This is a genomic window from Crocinitomicaceae bacterium (assembly GCA_016708105.1).
In the GTDB taxonomy this organism is placed as follows: domain Bacteria; phylum Bacteroidota; class Bacteroidia; order Flavobacteriales_D; family Crocinitomicaceae; genus JADJGJ01.
In genome coordinates this window covers 278,540-298,850 of the sequence record JADJGJ010000001.1, presented here as the reverse complement: position 1 = coordinate 298,850, position 20,311 = coordinate 278,540, and the positions used below count along the sequence as shown (strand labels likewise).

Below are 20,311 nucleotides of genomic sequence, written 5' to 3'. Positions count from 1 at the left end.
TGACCAAGGTGTATGAAAAAGTACGCTGATGTTGATCAGACGAACAGATAGAATGCCACACCTATCAACAACAGCACAATAATAATCGGTGCAATGATCGTGGTAGAGTCATCAAAATAAGTACGGTTATCTGCTGCGTGGCCATGGCTGTCGTGCCCGTGGTCATGTCCATGATCGTGATGATGTTCTGACATACAAGTTGAATTTTGGGTAAAGATAAGGAAATTTTCTTTGCTTGATATTTGTGATGTTCAATCGGCCATCATTACAGAATTAAGGAGCTGTATCACAATATCCAAACGTATAATATGGTACGAAACTGGTCACCGATTAATCCACCAAATATTCCATTCACATATTAATATGACTCAACGGGCAGTATTTATTCATAACTTAGAATTCTCAAAAAAGAACAACCATGAAAAAACTGCTACTCACGCTAATGGCTTCAGCGTTTATTATTTTTTCTTCAATCAGCCAAGAAAATTATTCGCGCATTAAAATTTACGGTACAGCGCAAGAACTCAACGAGGCGCGAAATCTAGGCATTTCTCTTGATCATGGTGAATACAAAACCAATACCTGGTTTATCACTGATCTTTCTGAGACTGAAATGGCAATACTTGATTCACTTGGGTATCATTATGAAATTATGATTGAAGATGTGAGTGCGTATTATGTTGCCAATAGCCTTACTACGATTCACCAACATAAAGATGATGAGCGCTCTGCTTGTCCTTCAGCGGGCGGTTCAGGTGGTTTTGTTGTGAATGATCCGATGAACTGGCAGTTGGGTTCAATGGCAGGATTTTATACCTATCAAGAATTTCTGGATGAGTTGGATTCAATGGCATCAAAATATCCAAACCTCATCACCAGCAAAGCACAAATTTCAGCGTTCACTTCTATTGAGGGTCGCCCACTTTATTGGGTGCGCATTTCTGATAATCCAAACTCTGATGAAACAGAAGAAGAAGTTCTATATACAAGCATTCATCATGCACGTGAGCCCGCCAGCCTTTCTCAATTGATTTATTACATGTGGTGGATACTTGAAAATTACGGCACCAATGATGAGGTAACTTATTTGGTTGATGAAACAGAAATGTATTTTATTCCTATGATTAATCCTGATGGTTACGTTTATAATGAAACTACAAATCCAGGCGGAGGCGGTATGCACCGTAAAAACAGACGCAACGTGGGTACCTCAAACAAAGGCGTTGACTTAAACCGGAATTATAGCTATGAATGGGGTACAACCGGCGTCTCATTCTCGCCTAATAATGATACCTATTGCGGAACAGCAGCCTTCAGTGAACCTGAGACGCAAGCCGTGAAATGGTTCTGTGAAAATCATGATATTCAATTTGCATTCAACGCGCATACTCATGGTAATATGCTTCTTTTCCCATACGGATATGACACTCCAATGGCTCCTGATCATGATTATTTTCAGGCGTTCACCAATCACATGGTTTTATATAATGGATACAGCGCGATAAAAAGTTCTGATCTCTATCCTGCCTCAGGTGACTCTGATGACTGGATGTATGCAGACGATTTAGTTGCCAAACCTAAAATTTTTGCCATGACTCCTGAATGTTCAAGTGAAGGAACCTCAAATGATTTCTGGCCGCCGCAATCAAGTATTCATGATATTTGTGCAGTTAATATCTGGATGAATAAAACGCTTGCACACATGCCACACGTGTATGGGGTAGTTACTGATCAAGATCCTAATCAGATTGCCGTAACCAGTGGATATTTTCATTATGAGATTGAACGTCTCGGTCTTGAAAACGGAGACATCACAGTAAGCATGACTGCGCTCACAGGCATTCAAACCTTGGGCACACCAAACGTGCATACATTGAATATCATGGATATTGAAAATGATTCTATCAGTTTTGTGCTTGACCCCGGAATTCAATTTGGTGATGAAATAAAATATCTTTTAAAAACAGACAACGGAACCTGGATTAAAATTGATACTATTACGAAAACCTATGGTTCAGGAACCGCAGTATTTTCTGATGACTGCAATGATCTTGCAAATTGGACAGGCGACTGGAATTTTACTTCTGAAGATTTTATCTCTGCGTCAAATTCTATTACTGATAGTCCTTTTACAAATTATTCTGATGATGAAAATTCAGAAATTGAACTAAACCAATCTTTCTCATTTGAAAATGCAACGTATGCTTACGCTAATTTTTATGCAAAATGGGAAATTGAAAATGACTATGACTACGTTCAGTTCATGGCCTCAACGGATGGTGGAACCAGTTGGATTCCCTTGTGTGGAAAATACACCAATGCAGGCAATTCAAATCAAGATTTAGATAATCCGCTCTATGATAATTTTCAAACTGAATGGGTTCTTGAAGAAGTTGATCTCTCAGATTTTGTTGGCATGACAGATGTCCGCTTTAAATTCAGATTAATTTCAGATGCCGGTGTAACTGAAGATGGTTTTTACTTTGATGATTTTGCTATCTATACAGATCATATTGATGATTCAGGCACTGATGAATTTACGCAAAACGTGCTCAGCATATTCCCTAATCCCGCACATGATGTCATCACCTTGCAATTCACCAATTATTCTGCTATTTCACAAGTTGAAATTTACAATGAATTAGGCGAATTGGTGAGCGCATGGAAACCAACTTCATCAACCCAATTATTGAATGTCCAAAATTGGGCTGAAGGTGTTTACCTGATTAAAACAATTTCTGAAACACATGCTGCGCAGGTTAGTAGAGTGGTTGTGGTGAAATAAACACACCTTAGGGTTTTTGATTGTAGGCGCAGGTCTCGACCTGCGCCTACAAATCAGCGATGTATTTTGAAAACAATACCATCATTTTTTTCTTCTTACTAATTCAGTCTGCCCAATCTTGTTCTACCCTATTCTTCTAAAACATCTATCTTTGTAGGCATAGAAAAGGTTATGAACGCAGAAGAATTTAAACAAGATATACTGAACGGAATTCCAAAAAATATTCCGTCACAAAAAGAATATGATGCATCAATTAATCATGCACCAAAAAGGAAAGACATTCTTTCAAAGGAAGAAAAAAAATTAGCACTCAAAAATGCACTGCGGTATTTTCCGGCAGAACAGCATGCTGAATTGGCAAAGGAATTTGCAGATGAATTAAAAAAATACGGTCGTATTTATATGTACCGGTATCGTCCGGATTATAAGATGTATGCTCGTCCTATTTCTGAATATCCGGGCAAGTGTGAACAGGCGCGTGCTATCATGGTTATGATTCAAAACAATTTGGATTATGCCGTTGCGCAACATCCGCATGAGCTAATCACGTATGGCGGTAATGGAGCCGTGTTCCAGAATTGGGCACAATACCGGTTAACCATGCAATACCTTGCCAACATGACAGATGAACAAACTCTGGTAATGTACAGCGGGCATCCACTTGGATTATTCCCTTCACACAAAGATGCACCGCGTGTTGTTGTAACCAACGGTATGGTAATTCCTAATTATTCAAAACAAGATGATTGGGAAAAATTCAATGCATTAGGTGTGAGTCAATATGGACAAATGACTGCCGGATCATACATGTACATTGGTCCGCAAGGTATAGTTCACGGCACCACCATCACTGTTTTGAATGGATGTCGCAAATTAAAAAATGCACAAGATGGGAAGAGAAAATTATTCCTGACATCCGGCTTAGGTGGCATGAGTGGAGCCCAACCTAAAGCAGGAAATATTGCCGGTGTAATTTCAGTCACTGCCGAGGTAAACCCAAAAGCTACGCATACCAGACATTCGCAAGGATGGGTTGATGAAGTAATTTCTGATTTGGATGCGCTTTGCGAAAGAGTAAAAAAAGCAAAAGCAGAAAATGAAATTGTATCCATTGCCTACCAAGGAAACGTGGTTGACGTATGGGAAAAATTTGATGCAGAAAATATTTATGTTGATTTGGGTTCTGATCAAACTTCGTTACATAATCCATGGGCAGGTGGTTATTATCCGGTAGGTATTTCATTTGATGAAGCCAACGCATTGATGGCAAACAATCCGGAGGAATTTAAAAAACAAGTTCAACATACATTAAGAAAACACGCTGACGCAATCAATAAACATACTGCAAAAGGAACGTACTTTTTTGATTATGGAAATGCTTTTCTGCTTGAAGCAAGTCGTGCAGGTGCAGATGTCATGGCGGCAAACGGAATTGATTTCAAGTATCCAAGTTATGTCCAAGATATCATGGGTCCTATGTGTTTTGACTATGGTTTCGGACCTTTCAGATGGGTTTGTACATCAGGTAAACCAGAGGATTTAAAAACAACCGATAACATTGCCTGTGAAGTGTTGGAAGAAATAAGAAAAAATTCTCCGGCAGAAATTCAGCAACAAATGGCTGATAATATTCAGTGGATAAAAGGAGCGCAGGAAAATAAATTGGTAGTTGGTTCACAAGCCCGCATCTTATATGCCGATGCTGAGGGAAGAATAAAAATAGCATCTGCATTCAACAAAGCAATCAAAGACGGAAAAATTGGTCCCGTTGTTTTGGGGCGTGATCATCATGATGTTTCTGGCACTGATTCACCATTCAGAGAAACCTCCAATATTTACGACGGATCAAAATTTACCGCCGACATGGCCATTCACAATGTCATTGGAGACGGCTTCCGTGGTGCTACATGGATCTCCATTCACAACGGTGGTGGCGTTGGATGGGGTGAGGTAATTAATGGTGGTTTCGGTATGTTGCTTGACGGCTCAGCAGATTCTGACCGCCGCCTCAACATGATGCTCCATTGGGATGTCAACAACGGAATAGCGCGCCGCAGCTGGGCACGAAACGAAGGTGCAATTTTTGCCATCCAACGTGAAATGCAACGCACTCCACTACTCAAAGTCACCTTACCCAATTTGGTGAGTGATCAGATTTTGGAGGGATTGGTTTGATGAAATTCTGACAAAACAAATCGTCATAGTTTTTACCAATATATTCTTTGGATCATTTGTATTAAAAGAATATACTCTAAGTCACCTCAAAAAAAAACCCGGACAAAATTCATCCGGGTTTTTTGTGTTTATCAGGAATAATTTATTTAATCTCCCAAGTTTTGTCACCTGAAAGAATAGAGTCTAATGATTGTTTTCCTTTTAATTTTTGTGCTTGTTCAATTTGATGTGTCATGCCTTCTTCATAGACCGGGCGCTCTTTTGCGTAAATCACACCAAATGGACGAGGGAATACCACCCCATCAAATTCATTATTGAAAAAACGTGAAATCAAATTGGCTTTTGTTTTATCTTGCTCATCATGTATCCATAAATGATCATGAGGAATATTGTTTGCTTTGATGTCAACAATGCGCGGCATCAAACCATCCAACATGATTCCTTTTTCATCATTGTTTCCAAAAATGAGCGGCTTGCCATGTTCAAGATAAATTGCCTGTTCTTTTTTTGTGTCTTTTTCTGAAAAAGCAAAAAACGCTTCATCATTAAATACAGGGCAATTTTGATATACCTCAACAAATGATGTTCCTTTAAATGCATGTGCGCGTTTTAAAACTGCCTGCATGTGTTTTGGATCACGATCTAATGAACGTGCAACAAAAGAAGCGTTTGCACCCAATGCCAATTCTGATGGATTGAATGGTTCCTCAACACTTCCTAACGGCGATGTTTTTGTTACTTTACCGCGTTCAGATGTTGGAGAATATTGTCCTTTAGTCAAACTGTAAATCTGATTATTGAATACCAGATAATTCAGGTTGAAATTTTTCCGCATGGCGTGAATGAAGTGATTACCTCCAATTGAAAAAGCATCACCATCACCAGAAATAACCCAAACACTCAAATCAGGATTTGCCGCTTTCACACCGGATGCAATAGCTGCAGCACGACCGTGAATACTGTGCATTCCAAACGTATCCATGTAGTAGGTAAAACGTGATGAACATCCGATACCGGAAATAAAAACAAATTTTTCTTTTGGCACTCCCAAATCAGGGAAAACGGTTTGCACTTGTTTGAGAATAGAATAATCTCCGCAACCCGGACACCATTTTACTTCTTGGCTTGATGAGTAATCTTTTGCCGTCAGTTTATTTTCTGTTACTGTTGTGTCCATCTTCGTTTATTTTAACAATTCAACAATTTTTTCTTTTAGCTCTGTAGTGGTGAATGGCAAGCCCTGTACTTTTGATAATCCAATTGCAGGAATCAAAAATTTTCCTCTGATTAATTGCAATAACTGACCACAGTTCATTTCAGGGATAAGCACTTTATCATAGCTCTTCAACACCTCTTCCAAGTTTTTTGGAAATGGATTCAAGTGACGCAAATGAACGTGTGAAACATCATACCCTTCACTAATACATTCACGGGCTGCCGTTTTAATTGCGCCATAAGTTGATCCCCATCCAAGAACTAATAATTTGCCTTTATCTTTTCCACTTTCTGCTTTTGCCAATGGAAGAGTATCTGCAATTTTCTGAATTTTCTCAGCGCGGATTGCAACCATTTTTTCGTGGTTCATTGGATCATGAGAAACGTTACCGGTTTCATGCTGTTTTTCCAATCCGCCAATGCGGTGCTCTAATCCTTTAGTACCTGGAACAATCCATGGGCGTGCTAATTTTTCGTCACGTTTGTATGGTAATAATGTTCCTTCAGCTCCATTTGGTTTATCTAGAAAATTTACTTTGATATCTTTCAGATCTGCAGCTTTTGGAAACAACCATGGTTCTGAACCATTCGCAATGTATCCATCAGTAAGCAGAATTACAGGTGTCATGTGTTCAACTGCAATGCGGCACGCTTCAAATGCCATACTGAAACAATCAGATGGAGATGAGGCTGCAATCACTGCAACAGGCGCTTCACCGTGACGACCATACATGGCCATCAATAAGTCAGCTTGCTCAGTTTTTGTTGGTAATCCTGTTGATGGTCCACCGCGTTGCACATTCACAATCACGAGCGGAATTTCAAGCATGGTAGATAAACCAGCTGCTTCAGTTTTCAATGCCATTCCCGGCCCTGATGTTGTGGTCACTGCAAGATTTCCAACATAAGCAGCACCAATGGCAGAACAAATTCCGGCAATTTCATCTTCAGCCTGAAAAGTTTTTACCGCATTGGTTTTATATTTTGCCAACTCATGTAGAATATCTGTTGCAGGCGTAATAGGATATGAACCAAGAAATAATGGTAATCCTGATTTTTCTGCAGCTGCAATCAAACCAATGGCTGTTGCGTGATTACCGGTAATTGAGCGATAAGTACCTGAAGGCAATTTAGCCGCATTGACAACATAACGGGTATTAAAAATTTCTGTATTATCACCATAATCCCAACCGGCTTGCAATGTTTTAATATTTGCATCGGCGATTTCAGGTTTTTTTCCAAATTTTTCTTTGATGAATGCAATGGTAGAATCCGGTGATTTATCAAACATCCAGAAAAGCAGTCCTAATACAAACATGTTTTTTGAACGCTCAATTTCTTTCATTCCCAAACCTGATGCAGCAAGGCAATCTTTGGTGTGTTTGGTAACGTCAACTTTGTGCACGGTATATTCATCCAGTGAGCTATCATCAAGCGGACTTGCACCTTCAGGATATTTAGCAAGATTGAGATTTTTTTTATCAAAGCCGGCAATGTTTGCAATGATAACGCCTCCTTTTTTCAAGCGTGGTAAATCAACTTTTAATGCAGCTGCGTTCATAGCAACTAGCACGTCATAGTTATCACCCGGGGTAAAAATTTCTTTACTTCCAAAATGCACCTGAAATCCGGATACACCGGCAATGGTGCCTATTGGGGCACGTATCTCAGCAGGATAATCAGGGAAAGTACTCAGGTCATTCCCTAATAATGCAGCAGTGTCAGTAAACTGCATACCTGTTAACTGCATTCCGTCTCCTGAGTCACCTGCAAAACGCACAACGGCGCTTTCTGACTCAATAACTTTTTTTTGTAATGGTGAACTGGTTTCTGTACTCATGTTCAATGATGATTAAGAATGTAACATTTGCTTTTTCGCGAGCAACTCGTCTTTTGATTCTGCACGTTCTGCATCAGGCTGGCAACAATCAACCGGACAAACCGATGCGCATTGAGGTTCATCATGAAAACCAATACACTCAGTACATTTATCCGGAACGATGTAATAGAAGTCTGAAGACACAGCCTCTTGTTCAGTATCTGCATCTAAAGTTAATCCACTTTTGGTGACTACATTTCCACTAAGAGAAGTTTTGTCTGACATCATCCAGCTTGTTCCGCCTTCATAAATTGCCCCATTAGGACATTCGGGTTCACAAGCCCCACAATTGATGCAATCGTCTGTAATCCTGATAGCCATACGTCTTTATCTAAGAATTTCGTGCTGTAAAGGAACAGGTAATTCATCATATCTAAAATGATATATGTCATAATTCAACTCTGTGATTACGGATATATTTGGTCACTGATATCAGGTATTTATATGGGTTCTGTCTCACTAATACTTTTACTGATTTGCGGCATCTTGTTTGCCGGTGGTGGTATTCTATTATCCAAAGCCTTAGCTCGCTCATCATTTAATGCAACTAAAGGTTTGCCTTATGAGTGCGGTATACCAACCGTTGGAACGTCATTCATTCAATTCAACGTAGGATATTATTTGTTTGCACTGATTTTTTTGGTGTTTGATGTTGAGTTGGTATTTATGTACCCGTGGGCAGTTGTTGTGCGTGAAGTTGGTTTACCTGCTTTCATTGAAATTCTCGTATTCATGTTCATTTTGTTCATGGGCTTTTTATATGCCTGGAGAAAGGGGGCGCTGAAATGGGTATAGATGAAAATAACAAAACAGTTTTTCCGGGTCTTGCTGAAAAAAATGAGCAAGGCGGATTTGTTGTTACCAAATTAGATGACGCCATCAATTGGGCTCGTTCAAATTCATTGTGGCCCTTAATTTTTGGCACCAGTTGTTGCGCTATTGAAATGATGTCTGCCGCAGATGCCAAATATGATTGGTCAAGATTTGGTTTTGAAGTAGCGCGCGCATCACCAAGACAAGCAGATTTAATTATCGTATCAGGTACCATTGTAATGAAAATGGCACCGGTACTCAAAAGACTTTACGATCAATTACCTGATCCAAAATACGTAATTGCCATGGGCGCTTGCGCAGTTTCTGGTGGTCCATTTTTTTACAATTCTTATTCAGTGGTGAAAGGGGTTGATCACATCATTCCGGTTGACGTGTATATTCCGGGATGCCCTCCACGACCTGAAGCTTTGTTGCATGGAATGATTTCTCTGCAAGAAAAAATTAAACACGAAACCAATTTTAAAAAAAAGAATAAAGCATGAATCATGAATCACTCATGGCAGAAATTCTTCGCCTTGCTCCGGATGTTCCGGCTGCAATTGAAGGTGATTTTGTGGTAGTGCGTGCTGACAAAACTTTGTTTTTTAATTTGATGAAACTATTCCAGCATGATGCTATTCTTCACCTGAATTATTTGCATAATATCACGTGTGTTGATTATAAAGAATATTTAGAAATGGTGTATCATCTGAGCAGTACAAAACACAATGCCATCATTTTGGTAAAAGTGAAACTGAATGATGTAGAAAATCCTGAAATTGATTCGTTGTATCCGCTATGGAAAACGGCAGAATTGCATGAAGATGAAGCGTATGATTTGTTTGGTGTACGATTTACAAATCATCCAAATTTACGCCGCATATTTTTAGGTGAAGCGTGGGAAGGTTATCCCATGCGAAAAAATTATACCGATGACAACATGATAAAACTCTAATGTTGATTGAAGAAAACCATATAGCAGAATCAGGTGAATTTATCATCAACATGGGGCCACAGCACCCCTCAACGCATGGCGTGTTGCATTTAAAAATTTGGCTTGATGGAGAAACCATTCTGAAGATTGAACCCAACTTGGGTTATATTCATCGTTCAGTAGAAAAAATTTGTGAAAATCTTTCTTATCGGCAATTCAGTTTTCTCACCAGCCGGATGGATTATTTGTCCTCACATATTAATAATGAAGCATGTGCGCTAGCTGTTGAAAAGGCCATACAAATTGAAGCAACCCCACGTGCAAAAGCGGTGAGAATTTTACTGGCTGAACTTACGCGGCTTGCATCTCATCAACTCTGGTGGGCTGCCATTGGACTTGATCTGGGAGCGGTTACTCCTTTTTTCTACGCATTCAGAGAAAGAGAATTACTCAATGATATTATAGAACAAACTTGTGGTGCAAGGCTCACCCAAAATTTTATCATTCCGGGTGGTATCATGCAAGATATTCATCCTGACTTTCAGAAACGAGTGAAGGAAGCCATGCAACAAATCAAATCTAAATTTGATGAATACGATCAGTTGCTCACCGGGAATGTAATTTTTCAGCAACGCTTAAAAGGAGTTGGATATCTATCACCAGAAAATGCAATTAGTTATGGTTGCTCTGGTCCAACTGCGCGTGCATCAGGCATCAGTTGTGATGTGCGTAAAAAAGTACCTTATGAAGGATATGATCAATTGCAGTTTAATGAAATAGTGCGACACGAGGGAGATTGCTGGGGACGTTATCTGGTCAGAATAGCAGAAATGCGTGAATCAGTTTCAATTATTGAACAACTAATAGACAATATTCCCGACGGAGATTTTCAAGCAAAGACAAAAGCTGTGATCAAATTACCAAAAGGAGAATTTTACCAGCGTGTGGAAACAGCACGCGGAGATTTTGGAGTTTATCTGGTAAGCGACGGAGGTAATACACCCTATCGTTGCAAATTCAGATCACCTAATTTGTCTAACCTTTCTGCAATTCCTGAAATAGCACAGGGATCGAAAATCGGAGATCTTGTAGCTATAATGGCAACCGTTGATTTAGTAATACCTGACATTGACAGATAACCATGCAAAACGAACCTTCATATAGTTTTTCAGCACTAGCCGCACGTTTTCACAACTGGCTGGATGCGGCTATTGAAAGTGATTTTATTTTGCAAGTCACTGAACTCATCATTACTGGTGTCCTGCTTCTCGTTTTTCTGGTACTGCTCTGTTTCTTTTTAGGATACATGGAAAGAAAAGTTGCTGCCTTCATGGAGATTCGTTTGGGTCCTAACCGTGTTGGCCCCAAAGGAAGTTTGCAAATTATTGCAGATACCATTAAGCTATTATTCAAAGAAGGATTAACACCAAATCAGGCAGATAAATTTTTATTCAATCTTGCGCCGGCAATCATGGTAATTACTGCCCTACTTGCTATTGCCCCTTTAGCATTCGCGAAAAATTTTCAGATATGGGATTTAAATATTGGATTACTTTATGTGTCTTCAATTTCATCTATGGCCGTAATTGGTGTGTTAATGGCCGGTTGGTCAAGCAGCAATAAATATTCACTCATTGGTGCAATGCGATGTGGAGCACAAATTGTAAGTTATGAATTGTCTGTTGGGCTGTCATTGATTTCAATTGTTGTGCTTGCGGGTAGTATGCAGATTTCTGAAATTGTAGAAAGCCAGGCAAACGGTTGGTGGATTTTCAAAGGACATATTCCGGTACTCATTGCATTTGTTATTTTTATTATTGCATCAACAGCAGAAATTAATCGTGCGCCGTTTGACCTTACAGAAGCTGAACAAGAATTAACCGGTGGTTTTCACACCGAATATTCAGGCATGAAATTCGCCATGTTTCTATTGTCAGAGTACATCAACCTGTTTATTGTATCAGCGATTGCAGCAACTATTTTTCTAGGAGGTTGGATGCCATTTCACATTGGAGGATTAGATGGATTTAATCACGCGATGGATTACATTCCGTCATCTATTTGGTTTTTTGGAAAAACATTTTTAATCATTTTCATCATCATGTGGTTTAGATGGACTTTTCCACGCTTGCGCATTGATCAATTATTGAATTTAGAATGGAAATATTTGCTGCCAATCAGCATGATAAATATATTATTGATAACCGCCATGACGATTTTCGGCTGGCATTTTTAAAAGAGACTATTTTGTTTTTAAAAGATTATTTTGGTTCCATATTCACCTCGGTGAAATCACTCCTTACAGGAATGAAACTCACCGGCTATTATTTTGTGCATCCGAAAGAAATTGTCACAGAAGAATACCCGAATAATCGTGAAAAATTAAAAATGAATGAGCGCTTCAGAGGTGAAGTTATCATGCCGCATGACGATAAAAATGAACATCGTTGCACGGGTTGTCAATCTTGTGAAATTGCATGTCCAAATGGTTCAATAAAAATTGTCACCAAAATGGAAGTGCAGCCTGATGGTAAAAAGAAAAAACAATTAGACACGTGGGTGTATCACTTTGATATGTGCACTTTATGCAATATGTGCGTTCATGCTTGTCCATCAGATGCCATTGTGATGGGTCAGAATTTTGAACATAGCGTGTACGATAAAAAACAACTGAAAAAAATATTGAATAAACCCGATTCCAAATTAATGTCAGGAGTAGAAGAATGAGTGCATCCACTGTCATATTTTATATTTTGTCCGGCATAATTCTGGGTGGAGGATGGCTTGCCGTTACCTCGCGAAAAATTTTCAGAGCAGCAGTTTTTCTATTGTTCTCATTGGTTGGCATTGCTGGCTTATATTTCTATCTGAATTATGAATTTTTAGGCGCCGTTCAAATTGTTGTATATGTGGGCGGAATTGTGGTATTGCTGATCTTCTCAATTTTTCTGACCAGTGATGCAGGATCTGACATGAAGAAACCAACTTTTTTACGCGCATTTTTTTCAGCACTTGCAGCGAGTTGCGGAACTGCTCTGGTATGCACAGTTTATGCATGGCATCATTTCACCATGTCAACTTCAAGTGTCATGGAACCCACCGCACGAAATATTGGACGCCTCATGTTAAGCACCGGAGACAAGGGATATATGTTGCCGTTTGAAGTGATAAGCATTTTACTGCTCATTGCCATGGTGGGTTGTATTGTCATAGCCATCAAATCAAAAGATAAAGATATACCTGCATCAACTGACACAATAAAAAAAGAAACGCTATAATGGAAGAACCCGGTTTGATACATATTTTGTTCGTAAGCACGGTGCTTTTTTTTATTGGAATTTATGGATTCCTCACCCGGCGCAATATGATTACCATGCTCATGGCAATAGAGTTAATTTTAAATAGTGTCAATATCAATTTTGTTGCATTCAATTATTATCTCTATCCTGAAAATCTGGACGGATTATTTTTTACACTTTTCTGCATTGCCATTGCCGCTGCTGAAGCATCTCTTGCCATTGCCATCATCATTAATCTTTACAGAAATTATAAATCTATTGACGTGAATTCAGCTGATTCACTGAAGCACTAACATGAATGAATTACTCAACATAGCATTGATTCCGCTTTTGCCGCTTGGTGCATTTTTATTCATCGGGTTGGTGGGGCGCAGGTTTTTCCCTGCTCTCTGCGGACACCTCGGAACAACAGTGCTGTTTATTTCATTTATTCTTTCCGTAATTGCTGCTAAAAATTATTTCTTTGATTACGGCATGGTGGACGGCGTTTATATCCCGCATCGTGTTTTTGATTTTGAATGGCTACGCTTTGCACCTGGTTTTTCTATTGACATGAGCATTGTGCTTGATTCTGTCTCTGTGATGATGTTGCTTGTTGTCACGTTTGTTTCTACGCTGGTTCACCTCTTTAGTATTGGATATATGAAAGGTGAAAAAAGATATGCCGTGTATTTTTCTTATCTCGGTTTGTTTACATTTTCTATGCTCGGTTTGGTTTTATCTGCCAATATTTTTCAAATCTATATTTTTTGGGAACTAGTAGGTGTATCTTCCTTTTTATTAATTGGATTTTACTATGACAAACCCAGCGCAGTTGCTGCGTCTAAAAAAGCATTTATTGTTACACGTTTTGCTGATCTCGGTTTTCTGGCCGGCATTTTAATCTTGTCATATTATACACAGACATTTGATTTTCAAACCATGATTCAGCGAGCACTCAGTCCTGAATTTTCTATTCCGCTTTCGTCTGCATCATTCCTTGGAGCATCTGCCTTCACCTGGGGGTTGATGTTGATATTTGTAGGTGGTGCCGGAAAATCTGCCATGTTCCCGTTGCACATTTGGTTGCCTGATGCCATGGAGGGACCTACCCCTGTATCAGCCTTAATTCACGCCGCTACAATGGTTGTTGCAGGTGTTTATTTGGTTGCTCGTTTGTTTCCGTTATACGCGTTGGGTAGTCCGGTTACATTGGAAATTATTTCATGGATAGGAATTATCACCGCACTATTTGCTGCCATTGTTGCCTGCACGCAAACAGATATCAAACGGGTTTTGGCGTATTCAACCATTTCACAAATTGCTTTCATGGTTTTTGCACTGGGCGTTTCAGGTTATGGAGGTGAAGCAGGAACAGGTTATACCGCAAGTATGTTCCATTTATTTACGCATGCCTTATTTAAAGCGTTGTTGTTTTTAGGTGCAGGTGCGGTTATTCATTTTGTACATCATAATGATTTCTCTGCAATGGGTGGCTTGCGAAAATTTATGCCTATTACCCATATCACATTTTTAATTGCTTGTTTAGCCATTGCAGGTATTCCGCCGTTGTCAGGATTTTTTAGTAAAGAAGAAATTATGCTGGCTGCTTGGCAAGGCAACAAAATAATTTACGGTATCGCATTACTTACTGCAGGCATAACTGCTTTTTATATGTTCAGATTGTATTTTAATATTTTTTGGAGTAAATCGTATCACGCTCACGACGAACATCATCACGGTGAAGGTGGATTTTCTATGATGTTGCCACTTATCTTGCTTGCATTGCTTACGCTGGGTTGTGGCTTTATTCCGTTTGGGAATTTTATTTCATCTGACGGACATCCGCATCATGGTGAGTTTCATATCTTGTTTTCCATTGCTCCGGTTTTAGTTGCTGTTACAGGTATTATTATTGCGCTGATTATCTACAAAAAACAATCAGCAAAGGCTGACCAACTCGCTCAATCTTTCAAAGGATTATACAAATTGTCATACCATAAATTTTACATGGATGAGTTGTGGTTATTCATCACAAAAAAAATCATTTTCAACCTGGTAAGTAAACCCGCGGCATGGGTTGATAAACATCTTGTTGATGGAAGTATAAATGCGGTTGGCTCCATCACTACACGTCTTGCCGAATCAGTAAAAAAAGTTCAGTCAGGGCATGTTCAGGATTACGCTATTTATTTTTTATCAGCCACACTTGCGCTGACATTGTTGTTGTTGTGTTTGTAAAAATGAGATTAAAAAAGATATGAGTATTTTATCACTGCTTATTGTTGTTCCGCTGCTGTTTGCAATCATTTCACTGTTTGCAAAGCAGAACATGGTGCGCAGTATTTCACTCATTGGAAATAGTGTACAACTTATCCTTGTCTCTTACATCGGGTATGAATTTTTACAGGTTCGTGATCTGAATCCCGGTGAAATGGTTTTTACCGCCAGACACGCTTGGTACGAATCTTTAGGCATTGAATATTACATTGGCGTTGATGGAATTTCCATGGTGATGATTGCGCTCACATCCATTGTTGGTTTAACCGGTACACTCATCTCATGGAAAATTGAAAAAAATCCGCGTGAGTTTTTCTTTCTTCTCAGCATGATGAGTATTGGCGCTTATGGCTTTTTCATTTCGCTTGATTTGTTTACCTTGTTCTTCTTTTTAGAACTGGCAGTTATTCCAAAATTCTTGCTCATTGCAAAATGGGGAAGCGGAAAAAAAGAATACAGCGCCATGAAACTTGCACTCATGTTAATGGGTGGTTCTGCTTTGATTCTTACCGGCATACTTGCATTGAAATATCATACATCCGGTATTTTTGGACCGGGCAGTTTCAGTATGATGCAAATTGCTCAACAAGGTGTACCGCATGATGTGCAACTTTTTATTTTTCCTTTGCTTTTTGTCGGGTTCGGTGTTTTCACTGCACTATTTCCATTCCACACCTGGGTACCTGACGGACATTCATCTGCACCAACAGCGGCATCCATGTTTTTGGCAGGCATCTCTATGAAACTTGGTGGTTACGGCTGTTTACGCGTAGCTGTTTATTTATTGCCTGAAGCAGCACAAGATTACAGCGGAATTATTGTTGCACTTTCAACCATCGCAATTATTTACGGTGCCTTTGCTACTTTACAACAAACTGATCTCAAATATATCAATGCCTATTCTTCAGTTAGTCACTGCGGATTTGTATTGTTTGGAATTGGCATGCTCACAAAAACTGCCGTGATGGGCGCGGTGATGCAAATGGTTTCTCACGGATTAATGACCGCATTATTTTTTGGTGTGATTGGAATGATTTATGAACGCACGCATACACGCAATTTGGCTGAGCTTGGAGGATTATTAAAAGTGATGCCATTCATTGGTGCCGTCTATGTGATTGCCGGTTTATGCTCATTAGGCTTACCCGGCTTCAGCGGCTTTGTTTCTGAGATGACCATTTTTACAGGTTCATGGGAAGTTAACAGAATAGGATATCGGATTGCCACGTTGCTTGCATGCGCATCTATTGTTGTTACCGCGGTTTATATTTTAAGAGCAACAGGTAAAGCCGTGATGGGACCAATCACGAATCCTGAATTTTTACATTTGAAAGATGCAGCCTGGTATGAAAAATCTGCCGGCATTATTCTCATTCTTGTGATTTTATTAATTGGAGTTTTACCCTTTTTATTTACCGGAATGATTTCATCAGAAACGGATATTTTATTTCAACAATTTTCAAGCTGTAACATGCCATGAGTACTGATTTTTTCATATTGATGAAGGCTGAACTCGGACTAGTTGCCGTATTGTTGATTTTGCTTTTTATCAAAATACGTGACGGTATTAATACCAATAATTCTTTGCTGAGAATTGCCAATGCCATGCTTGCCGTAAATTGTATTGCAGGATTTTTTTTCAATGAAAGCGGATCACTTTTCGGTGACATGTATCATACCAATGATTTGATTGCACTCCAGAAAAATTTTCTGAATTTCTTCACCCTCATCATCTCATTGCAAGCGTGGGATTATTTAAAACCACACCGTCATCTGCATGAATTTTACATGTTGATTTGCGCATCACTATTAGGTATGCATTTCATGTTGTCAAGCGGAAATATGCTCATGTTTTATATCGGTCTTGAACTGGCATCATTACCTATTGCCGTATTGGTGAATTTTGATTACACAAAACGCCGTTCATCTGAAGCAGCCGTGAAAATGATTTTTCTCTCAGCATTCGCTTCTGCAATTCTTTTGTTTGGCATCTCTTTGCTTTACGGTGCTTTTGGTTCTTTGTCTTTTTATGAAATATTTACTGCAAGTCAAGCGGTGACACCCTTGCAAATTATGGCGCTGGTTTTTGTTTTTGCAGGATTTGCTTTTAAAATGTCGGTCGTTCCATTCCATTTCTGGACAGCAGATGTATATGAAGGTGCGCCGGTTGTTATCACATCGTATCTCTCTGTCATATCAAAAGGCGCCATGGTTTTTGTTTTTATTTCAGTGCTTATGCCTTTGTTTTTTCATTTGGCTGAATTGTGGAAACCTATGATGACCGTGCTCATTGTACTCACCATCACCGTGGGTAATTTATTTGCATTGCGACAGAATAATCTCAAACGCTTCCTTGCTTTTTCATCTATTGCGCAAATGGGTTACGTGCTTTTTGGTTTACTCACTGCTTCACATGACGGGGCAAGTTCTGCTATTTATTTTTTCGTGGTGTATGCATTCTCTAATCTTGGTGCATTTGGCGTGGTTGCATTGATTTCTTTACACGCTGAAAAAGAAAATCTGGAAGACTATAAAGGACTGCATAAAACAAATCCTATTCTGGCTTGGGCATTGGGCATTTCACTTTTCTCACTGGCAGGCGTGCCACCAACTGCAGGATTTTTTGGTAAATTATTTTTACTGTCTTCAGGTAGTTCAGATGGTGATTTCTACCTGCTACTTTTTGCCGCGCTGAACATGGTAGTTTCTCTGTATTATTATCTGCGCATTGTAAAAGCAATTTTTATTGATCAGAATGAGCAACCCATACCTCGCCTTGAAAGTGTGATCAGTTCAAAAATAGCTATTGCAATTTGTCTGGCGGGCATCATATTCACAGGCTTTTTCAGCATCATGTATGCATATATTGATTCATTGATAAAATAAAACGTATGGCACTCAATGCAAACCATCAATTTGATGATCTGAACGGAATCAAATGTGCAATCGTAGAGAAAAATTGCACAACTGATCGTGCAGAATTCATTAAAAATTTGTTAACCCACAATGGATACGAAGTGGTCATTGTTCCATCACCTCCACCAAAAGCATCAAAACCCGAAACAGAAAATGAACCTGCCCCTGTTGTTGCAACTACTTTTACTGTGGGCGTCACCGACGTTTCATTCAACCCCATCAACGCTGTATATAACCGCGAACTAAAAACCAAAGAAGGCCAAGTAGTATCAAAAAAATTCTGGCTTCAACAAGAAACCACTTCTCACGCCGAGGAATGGTATTGGGCAAAGTAATAACTAAAATCCGCTGGCGCGAGCGTCCCGCTCGTGCCTAACGTAAACCCCAATTCTCTTCTAAATCCCTACCTTTACAAAAACAATCAACTTGAAAAAAGGTCTCGTTATAAAATCAACCGGTAGCTGGTATCGTGTACTTGACAACACACATCGGTTGTGGGAATGCAGAGTTAAAGGTAAATTGCGCATGAGCGGAATTGACACAACAAACCCTGTTTCAGTTGGTGATGAAATTGAATTTGAAGAAGAGGGAGACAATAAGGGAGTGATCAAAAATATTCTACCCCGCAAGAATTATATCATCAGAAAATCAATTAACCTCAGCAAGCGTTCACACATTTTGGCGGCAAATATTGATCGGGTTTATTTATTGGTTACCCTGGTAGCACCGCAGACACAACCTGGTTTTATTGATCGGTTTTTAGTCACGGCTGAAGCGTATCATATTCCGGCTACTTTACTTTTTAACAAGGCAGATATTTATGAGCCGCAAGATTTGGATCAGGTAAAAAAGTTCATGGCTATTTATGAAAAGGCAGGATATCCTTGTCATTTAATTTGTGCTGAAGATGAAAATTCTATCGCATTTCTGCGTGACGAAATTCGTGATCAGAAAGTAATGTTTGGCGGACACAGCGGTGTTGGAAAATCTACCTTGATTAATACATTGGATCCTTCATTGAATTTAAAAACGGGAGATATTTCAATTCAGCATTTAGCCGGGCAACACACCACAACATTTGCTGAAATGCACGAGTTAAAATCAGGCGGATTTGTTGTTGACACACCGGGCATTCGCGCATTTGGTTTAATTGATTTTGATAAAGATGATCTCTCCCATTATTTTCCTGAAATGAGAGAATTGATTCATGCATGCAAATTCAATAATTGTCAGCACATCAATGAACCCGGCTGCGCCATAAAAAAAGCGGTGGATGAACATATTATTCACCCCAGCCGTTACGCCTCATACATGAGCATGATGAATTCTGACGAGGATGAAACTTTTAGAAAAGATATTTACAAATAATGTTTTATGCGCACCGTAATTCAGCGAGTATCTTCTGCTTCAGTGAGCATTGACGGAAAAGTGCACGGCGCAATTGACAGCGGATTACTTGTACTGGTTGGATTTGAAACAGCAGATACAGAGGACGATTTGAAATGGCTTGCGCAAAAAATATGCAACCTGCGCATTTTCTCTGATGATCATGGTTTGATGAATTTATCGGTAAAAGATATCAACGGAAATATTTTACTCATCAGTCAATTCACCTTACACGCCAAAACAAAAAAAGGCAACCGCCCTTCATTCATAGATGCCGCACGACCGGAACAAGCAATTCCGCTTTATGAAAAATTTATTTCTCAACTTGAACTTGAATTAAATCACCCCATTCAAACCGGAATTTTTGGCGCCAACATGCAAGTAAGTTTAACCAATGACGGGCCGGTTACTATTTGGGTTGATACGAAAAATAAGGAATCTTAATAGCAATATTGAGCCAATAATAAGCTGATGTTGTATTTGCAAAATTTCAAATGGTATAATATACCCGTTAATGATTATTTAGTCGTTCCTTAATAACTCTTCAAAATATTGACATTCAATAATATAATGTTGATAATTAGTGCTTTTTGTGTGATATAAATTGCAAGATATTTTAGATATTGGCTAAAAATCTTGCAGAATATGTT

20 protein-coding genes are annotated in these 20,311 nt (G+C 39.2%); 16 read left to right on the top strand and 4 right to left on the bottom strand.

Translation table 11 applies throughout. The features are described from left to right. Nucleotides 1-35: 35 nt before the first annotated feature. Entirely contained in the window at nt 36-194 is a 159-nt protein-coding gene (locus IPH66_01175; GenBank protein MBK7127965.1) for a hypothetical protein, read from the bottom strand. 224 nt (nt 195-418) lie between these two features. Here IPH66_01175 and IPH66_01170 point away from each other — a divergent pair, with 224 nt between their 5' ends. Together IPH66_01170 and IPH66_01165 are read left to right on the top strand one after the other, a co-directional pair. Continuing rightward, nucleotides 419-2,785 carry an immune inhibitor A gene (locus tag IPH66_01170; GenBank protein MBK7127964.1) on the top strand — a complete coding sequence of 789 codons (2,367 nt, stop codon included), beginning with the start codon at nt 419-421 and terminating at the stop codon, nt 2,783-2,785. 171 nt (nt 2,786-2,956) lie between these two features. Continuing rightward, entirely contained in the window at nt 2,957-4,960 is a 2,004-nt protein-coding gene (locus IPH66_01165) for a urocanate hydratase (GenBank protein MBK7127963.1), read from the top strand. A 142-nt stretch (nt 4,961-5,102) separates the two neighbouring features. On the opposite strand, the gene IPH66_01160 is transcribed toward IPH66_01165, so the two are convergent. The 3 genes from IPH66_01160 to IPH66_01150 are packed head-to-tail and all read right to left on the bottom strand — an operon-like array spanning nt 5,103 to nt 8,375. Beyond that, entirely contained in the window at nt 5,103-6,137 is a 1,035-nt protein-coding gene (locus IPH66_01160) for a 2-oxoacid:ferredoxin oxidoreductase subunit beta (GenBank protein ID MBK7127962.1), read from the bottom strand. A gap of 6 nt (nt 6,138-6,143) precedes the next feature. Continuing rightward, a complete protein-coding gene (locus tag IPH66_01155; GenBank protein MBK7127961.1) occupies nt 6,144-8,015 on the bottom strand; it encodes a 2-oxoacid:acceptor oxidoreductase subunit alpha in 1,872 nt (623 codons plus the stop codon). A 12-nt stretch (nt 8,016-8,027) separates the two neighbouring features. After that, nucleotides 8,028-8,375: a 4Fe-4S dicluster domain-containing protein gene (locus IPH66_01150; protein ID MBK7127960.1), complete on the bottom strand. Its 348-nt coding sequence runs from the start codon at nt 8,373-8,375 to the stop codon at nt 8,028-8,030. 123 nt (nt 8,376-8,498) lie between these two features. Between IPH66_01150 and IPH66_01145 the strand changes: the two genes are divergently transcribed. The 14 genes from IPH66_01145 (at nt 8,499) to IPH66_01080 (ending at nt 20,105) form a co-directional block, all read left to right on the top strand. Beyond that, on the top strand, nt 8,499-8,849 hold the full coding sequence (locus tag IPH66_01145; GenBank protein ID MBK7127959.1) for an NADH-quinone oxidoreductase subunit A: 351 nt from the start codon (nt 8,499-8,501) through the stop codon (nt 8,847-8,849). Further along, complete coding sequence (locus IPH66_01140; GenBank protein ID MBK7127958.1) at nt 8,840-9,370, top strand: NADH-quinone oxidoreductase subunit B; 531 nt, start codon at nt 8,840-8,842, stop codon at nt 9,368-9,370. Before IPH66_01145 ends, IPH66_01140 begins: the two co-directional genes overlap by 10 nt. Then, entirely contained in the window at nt 9,367-9,822 is a 456-nt protein-coding gene (locus IPH66_01135) for an NADH-quinone oxidoreductase subunit C (GenBank protein ID MBK7127957.1), read from the top strand. The genes IPH66_01140 and IPH66_01135 overlap by 4 nt, the downstream gene beginning before the upstream one ends. After that, nucleotides 9,822-10,940: an NADH-quinone oxidoreductase subunit D gene (locus tag IPH66_01130; GenBank protein MBK7127956.1), complete on the top strand. Its 1,119-nt coding sequence runs from the start codon at nt 9,822-9,824 to the stop codon at nt 10,938-10,940. The genes IPH66_01135 and IPH66_01130 overlap by 1 nt, the downstream gene beginning before the upstream one ends. Before the next feature lie 2 nt (nt 10,941-10,942). Continuing rightward, the gene (gene nuoH / locus IPH66_01125) at nt 10,943-12,037 is read left to right on the top strand and encodes an NADH-quinone oxidoreductase subunit NuoH (GenBank protein ID MBK7127955.1); all 1,095 of its coding nucleotides are present in this window, start codon (nt 10,943-10,945) and stop codon (nt 12,035-12,037) included. Then, the gene (locus tag IPH66_01120; protein ID MBK7127954.1) at nt 11,959-12,528 is read left to right on the top strand and encodes a 4Fe-4S binding protein; all 570 of its coding nucleotides are present in this window, start codon (nt 11,959-11,961) and stop codon (nt 12,526-12,528) included. Before nuoH ends, IPH66_01120 begins: the two co-directional genes overlap by 79 nt. After that, the gene (locus IPH66_01115; GenBank protein MBK7127953.1) at nt 12,525-13,079 is read left to right on the top strand and encodes an NADH-quinone oxidoreductase subunit J; all 555 of its coding nucleotides are present in this window, start codon (nt 12,525-12,527) and stop codon (nt 13,077-13,079) included. The genes IPH66_01120 and IPH66_01115 overlap by 4 nt, the downstream gene beginning before the upstream one ends. Further along, nucleotides 13,079-13,393 carry an NADH-quinone oxidoreductase subunit NuoK gene (gene nuoK / locus IPH66_01110; protein MBK7127952.1) on the top strand — a complete coding sequence of 105 codons (315 nt, stop codon included), beginning with the start codon at nt 13,079-13,081 and terminating at the stop codon, nt 13,391-13,393. The genes IPH66_01115 and nuoK overlap by 1 nt, the downstream gene beginning before the upstream one ends. Nucleotide 13,394: 1 nt before the next feature. Further along, complete coding sequence (gene nuoL / locus IPH66_01105; protein ID MBK7127951.1) at nt 13,395-15,320, top strand: NADH-quinone oxidoreductase subunit L; 1,926 nt, start codon at nt 13,395-13,397, stop codon at nt 15,318-15,320. A 19-nt stretch (nt 15,321-15,339) separates the two neighbouring features. Further along, nucleotides 15,340-16,839 carry an NADH-quinone oxidoreductase subunit M gene (locus tag IPH66_01100; GenBank protein ID MBK7127950.1) on the top strand — a complete coding sequence of 500 codons (1,500 nt, stop codon included), beginning with the start codon at nt 15,340-15,342 and terminating at the stop codon, nt 16,837-16,839. Further along, nucleotides 16,836-18,245, top strand: coding sequence for an NADH-quinone oxidoreductase subunit N (locus IPH66_01095; GenBank protein MBK7127949.1), 1,410 nt, complete (start codon nt 16,836-16,838; stop codon nt 18,243-18,245). The genes IPH66_01100 and IPH66_01095 overlap by 4 nt, the downstream gene beginning before the upstream one ends. A 5-nt stretch (nt 18,246-18,250) precedes the next feature. Next, nucleotides 18,251-18,610 carry a hypothetical protein gene (locus IPH66_01090; GenBank protein MBK7127948.1) on the top strand — a complete coding sequence of 120 codons (360 nt, stop codon included), beginning with the start codon at nt 18,251-18,253 and terminating at the stop codon, nt 18,608-18,610. Between the two features lie 91 nt (nt 18,611-18,701). Further along, complete coding sequence (gene rsgA, locus IPH66_01085; protein MBK7127947.1) at nt 18,702-19,643, top strand: ribosome small subunit-dependent GTPase A; 942 nt, start codon at nt 18,702-18,704, stop codon at nt 19,641-19,643. A 6-nt stretch (nt 19,644-19,649) separates the two neighbouring features. After that, nucleotides 19,650-20,105 carry a D-tyrosyl-tRNA(Tyr) deacylase gene (locus tag IPH66_01080; protein MBK7127946.1) on the top strand — a complete coding sequence of 152 codons (456 nt, stop codon included), beginning with the start codon at nt 19,650-19,652 and terminating at the stop codon, nt 20,103-20,105. Nucleotides 20,106-20,311 lie beyond the last annotated feature (206 nt).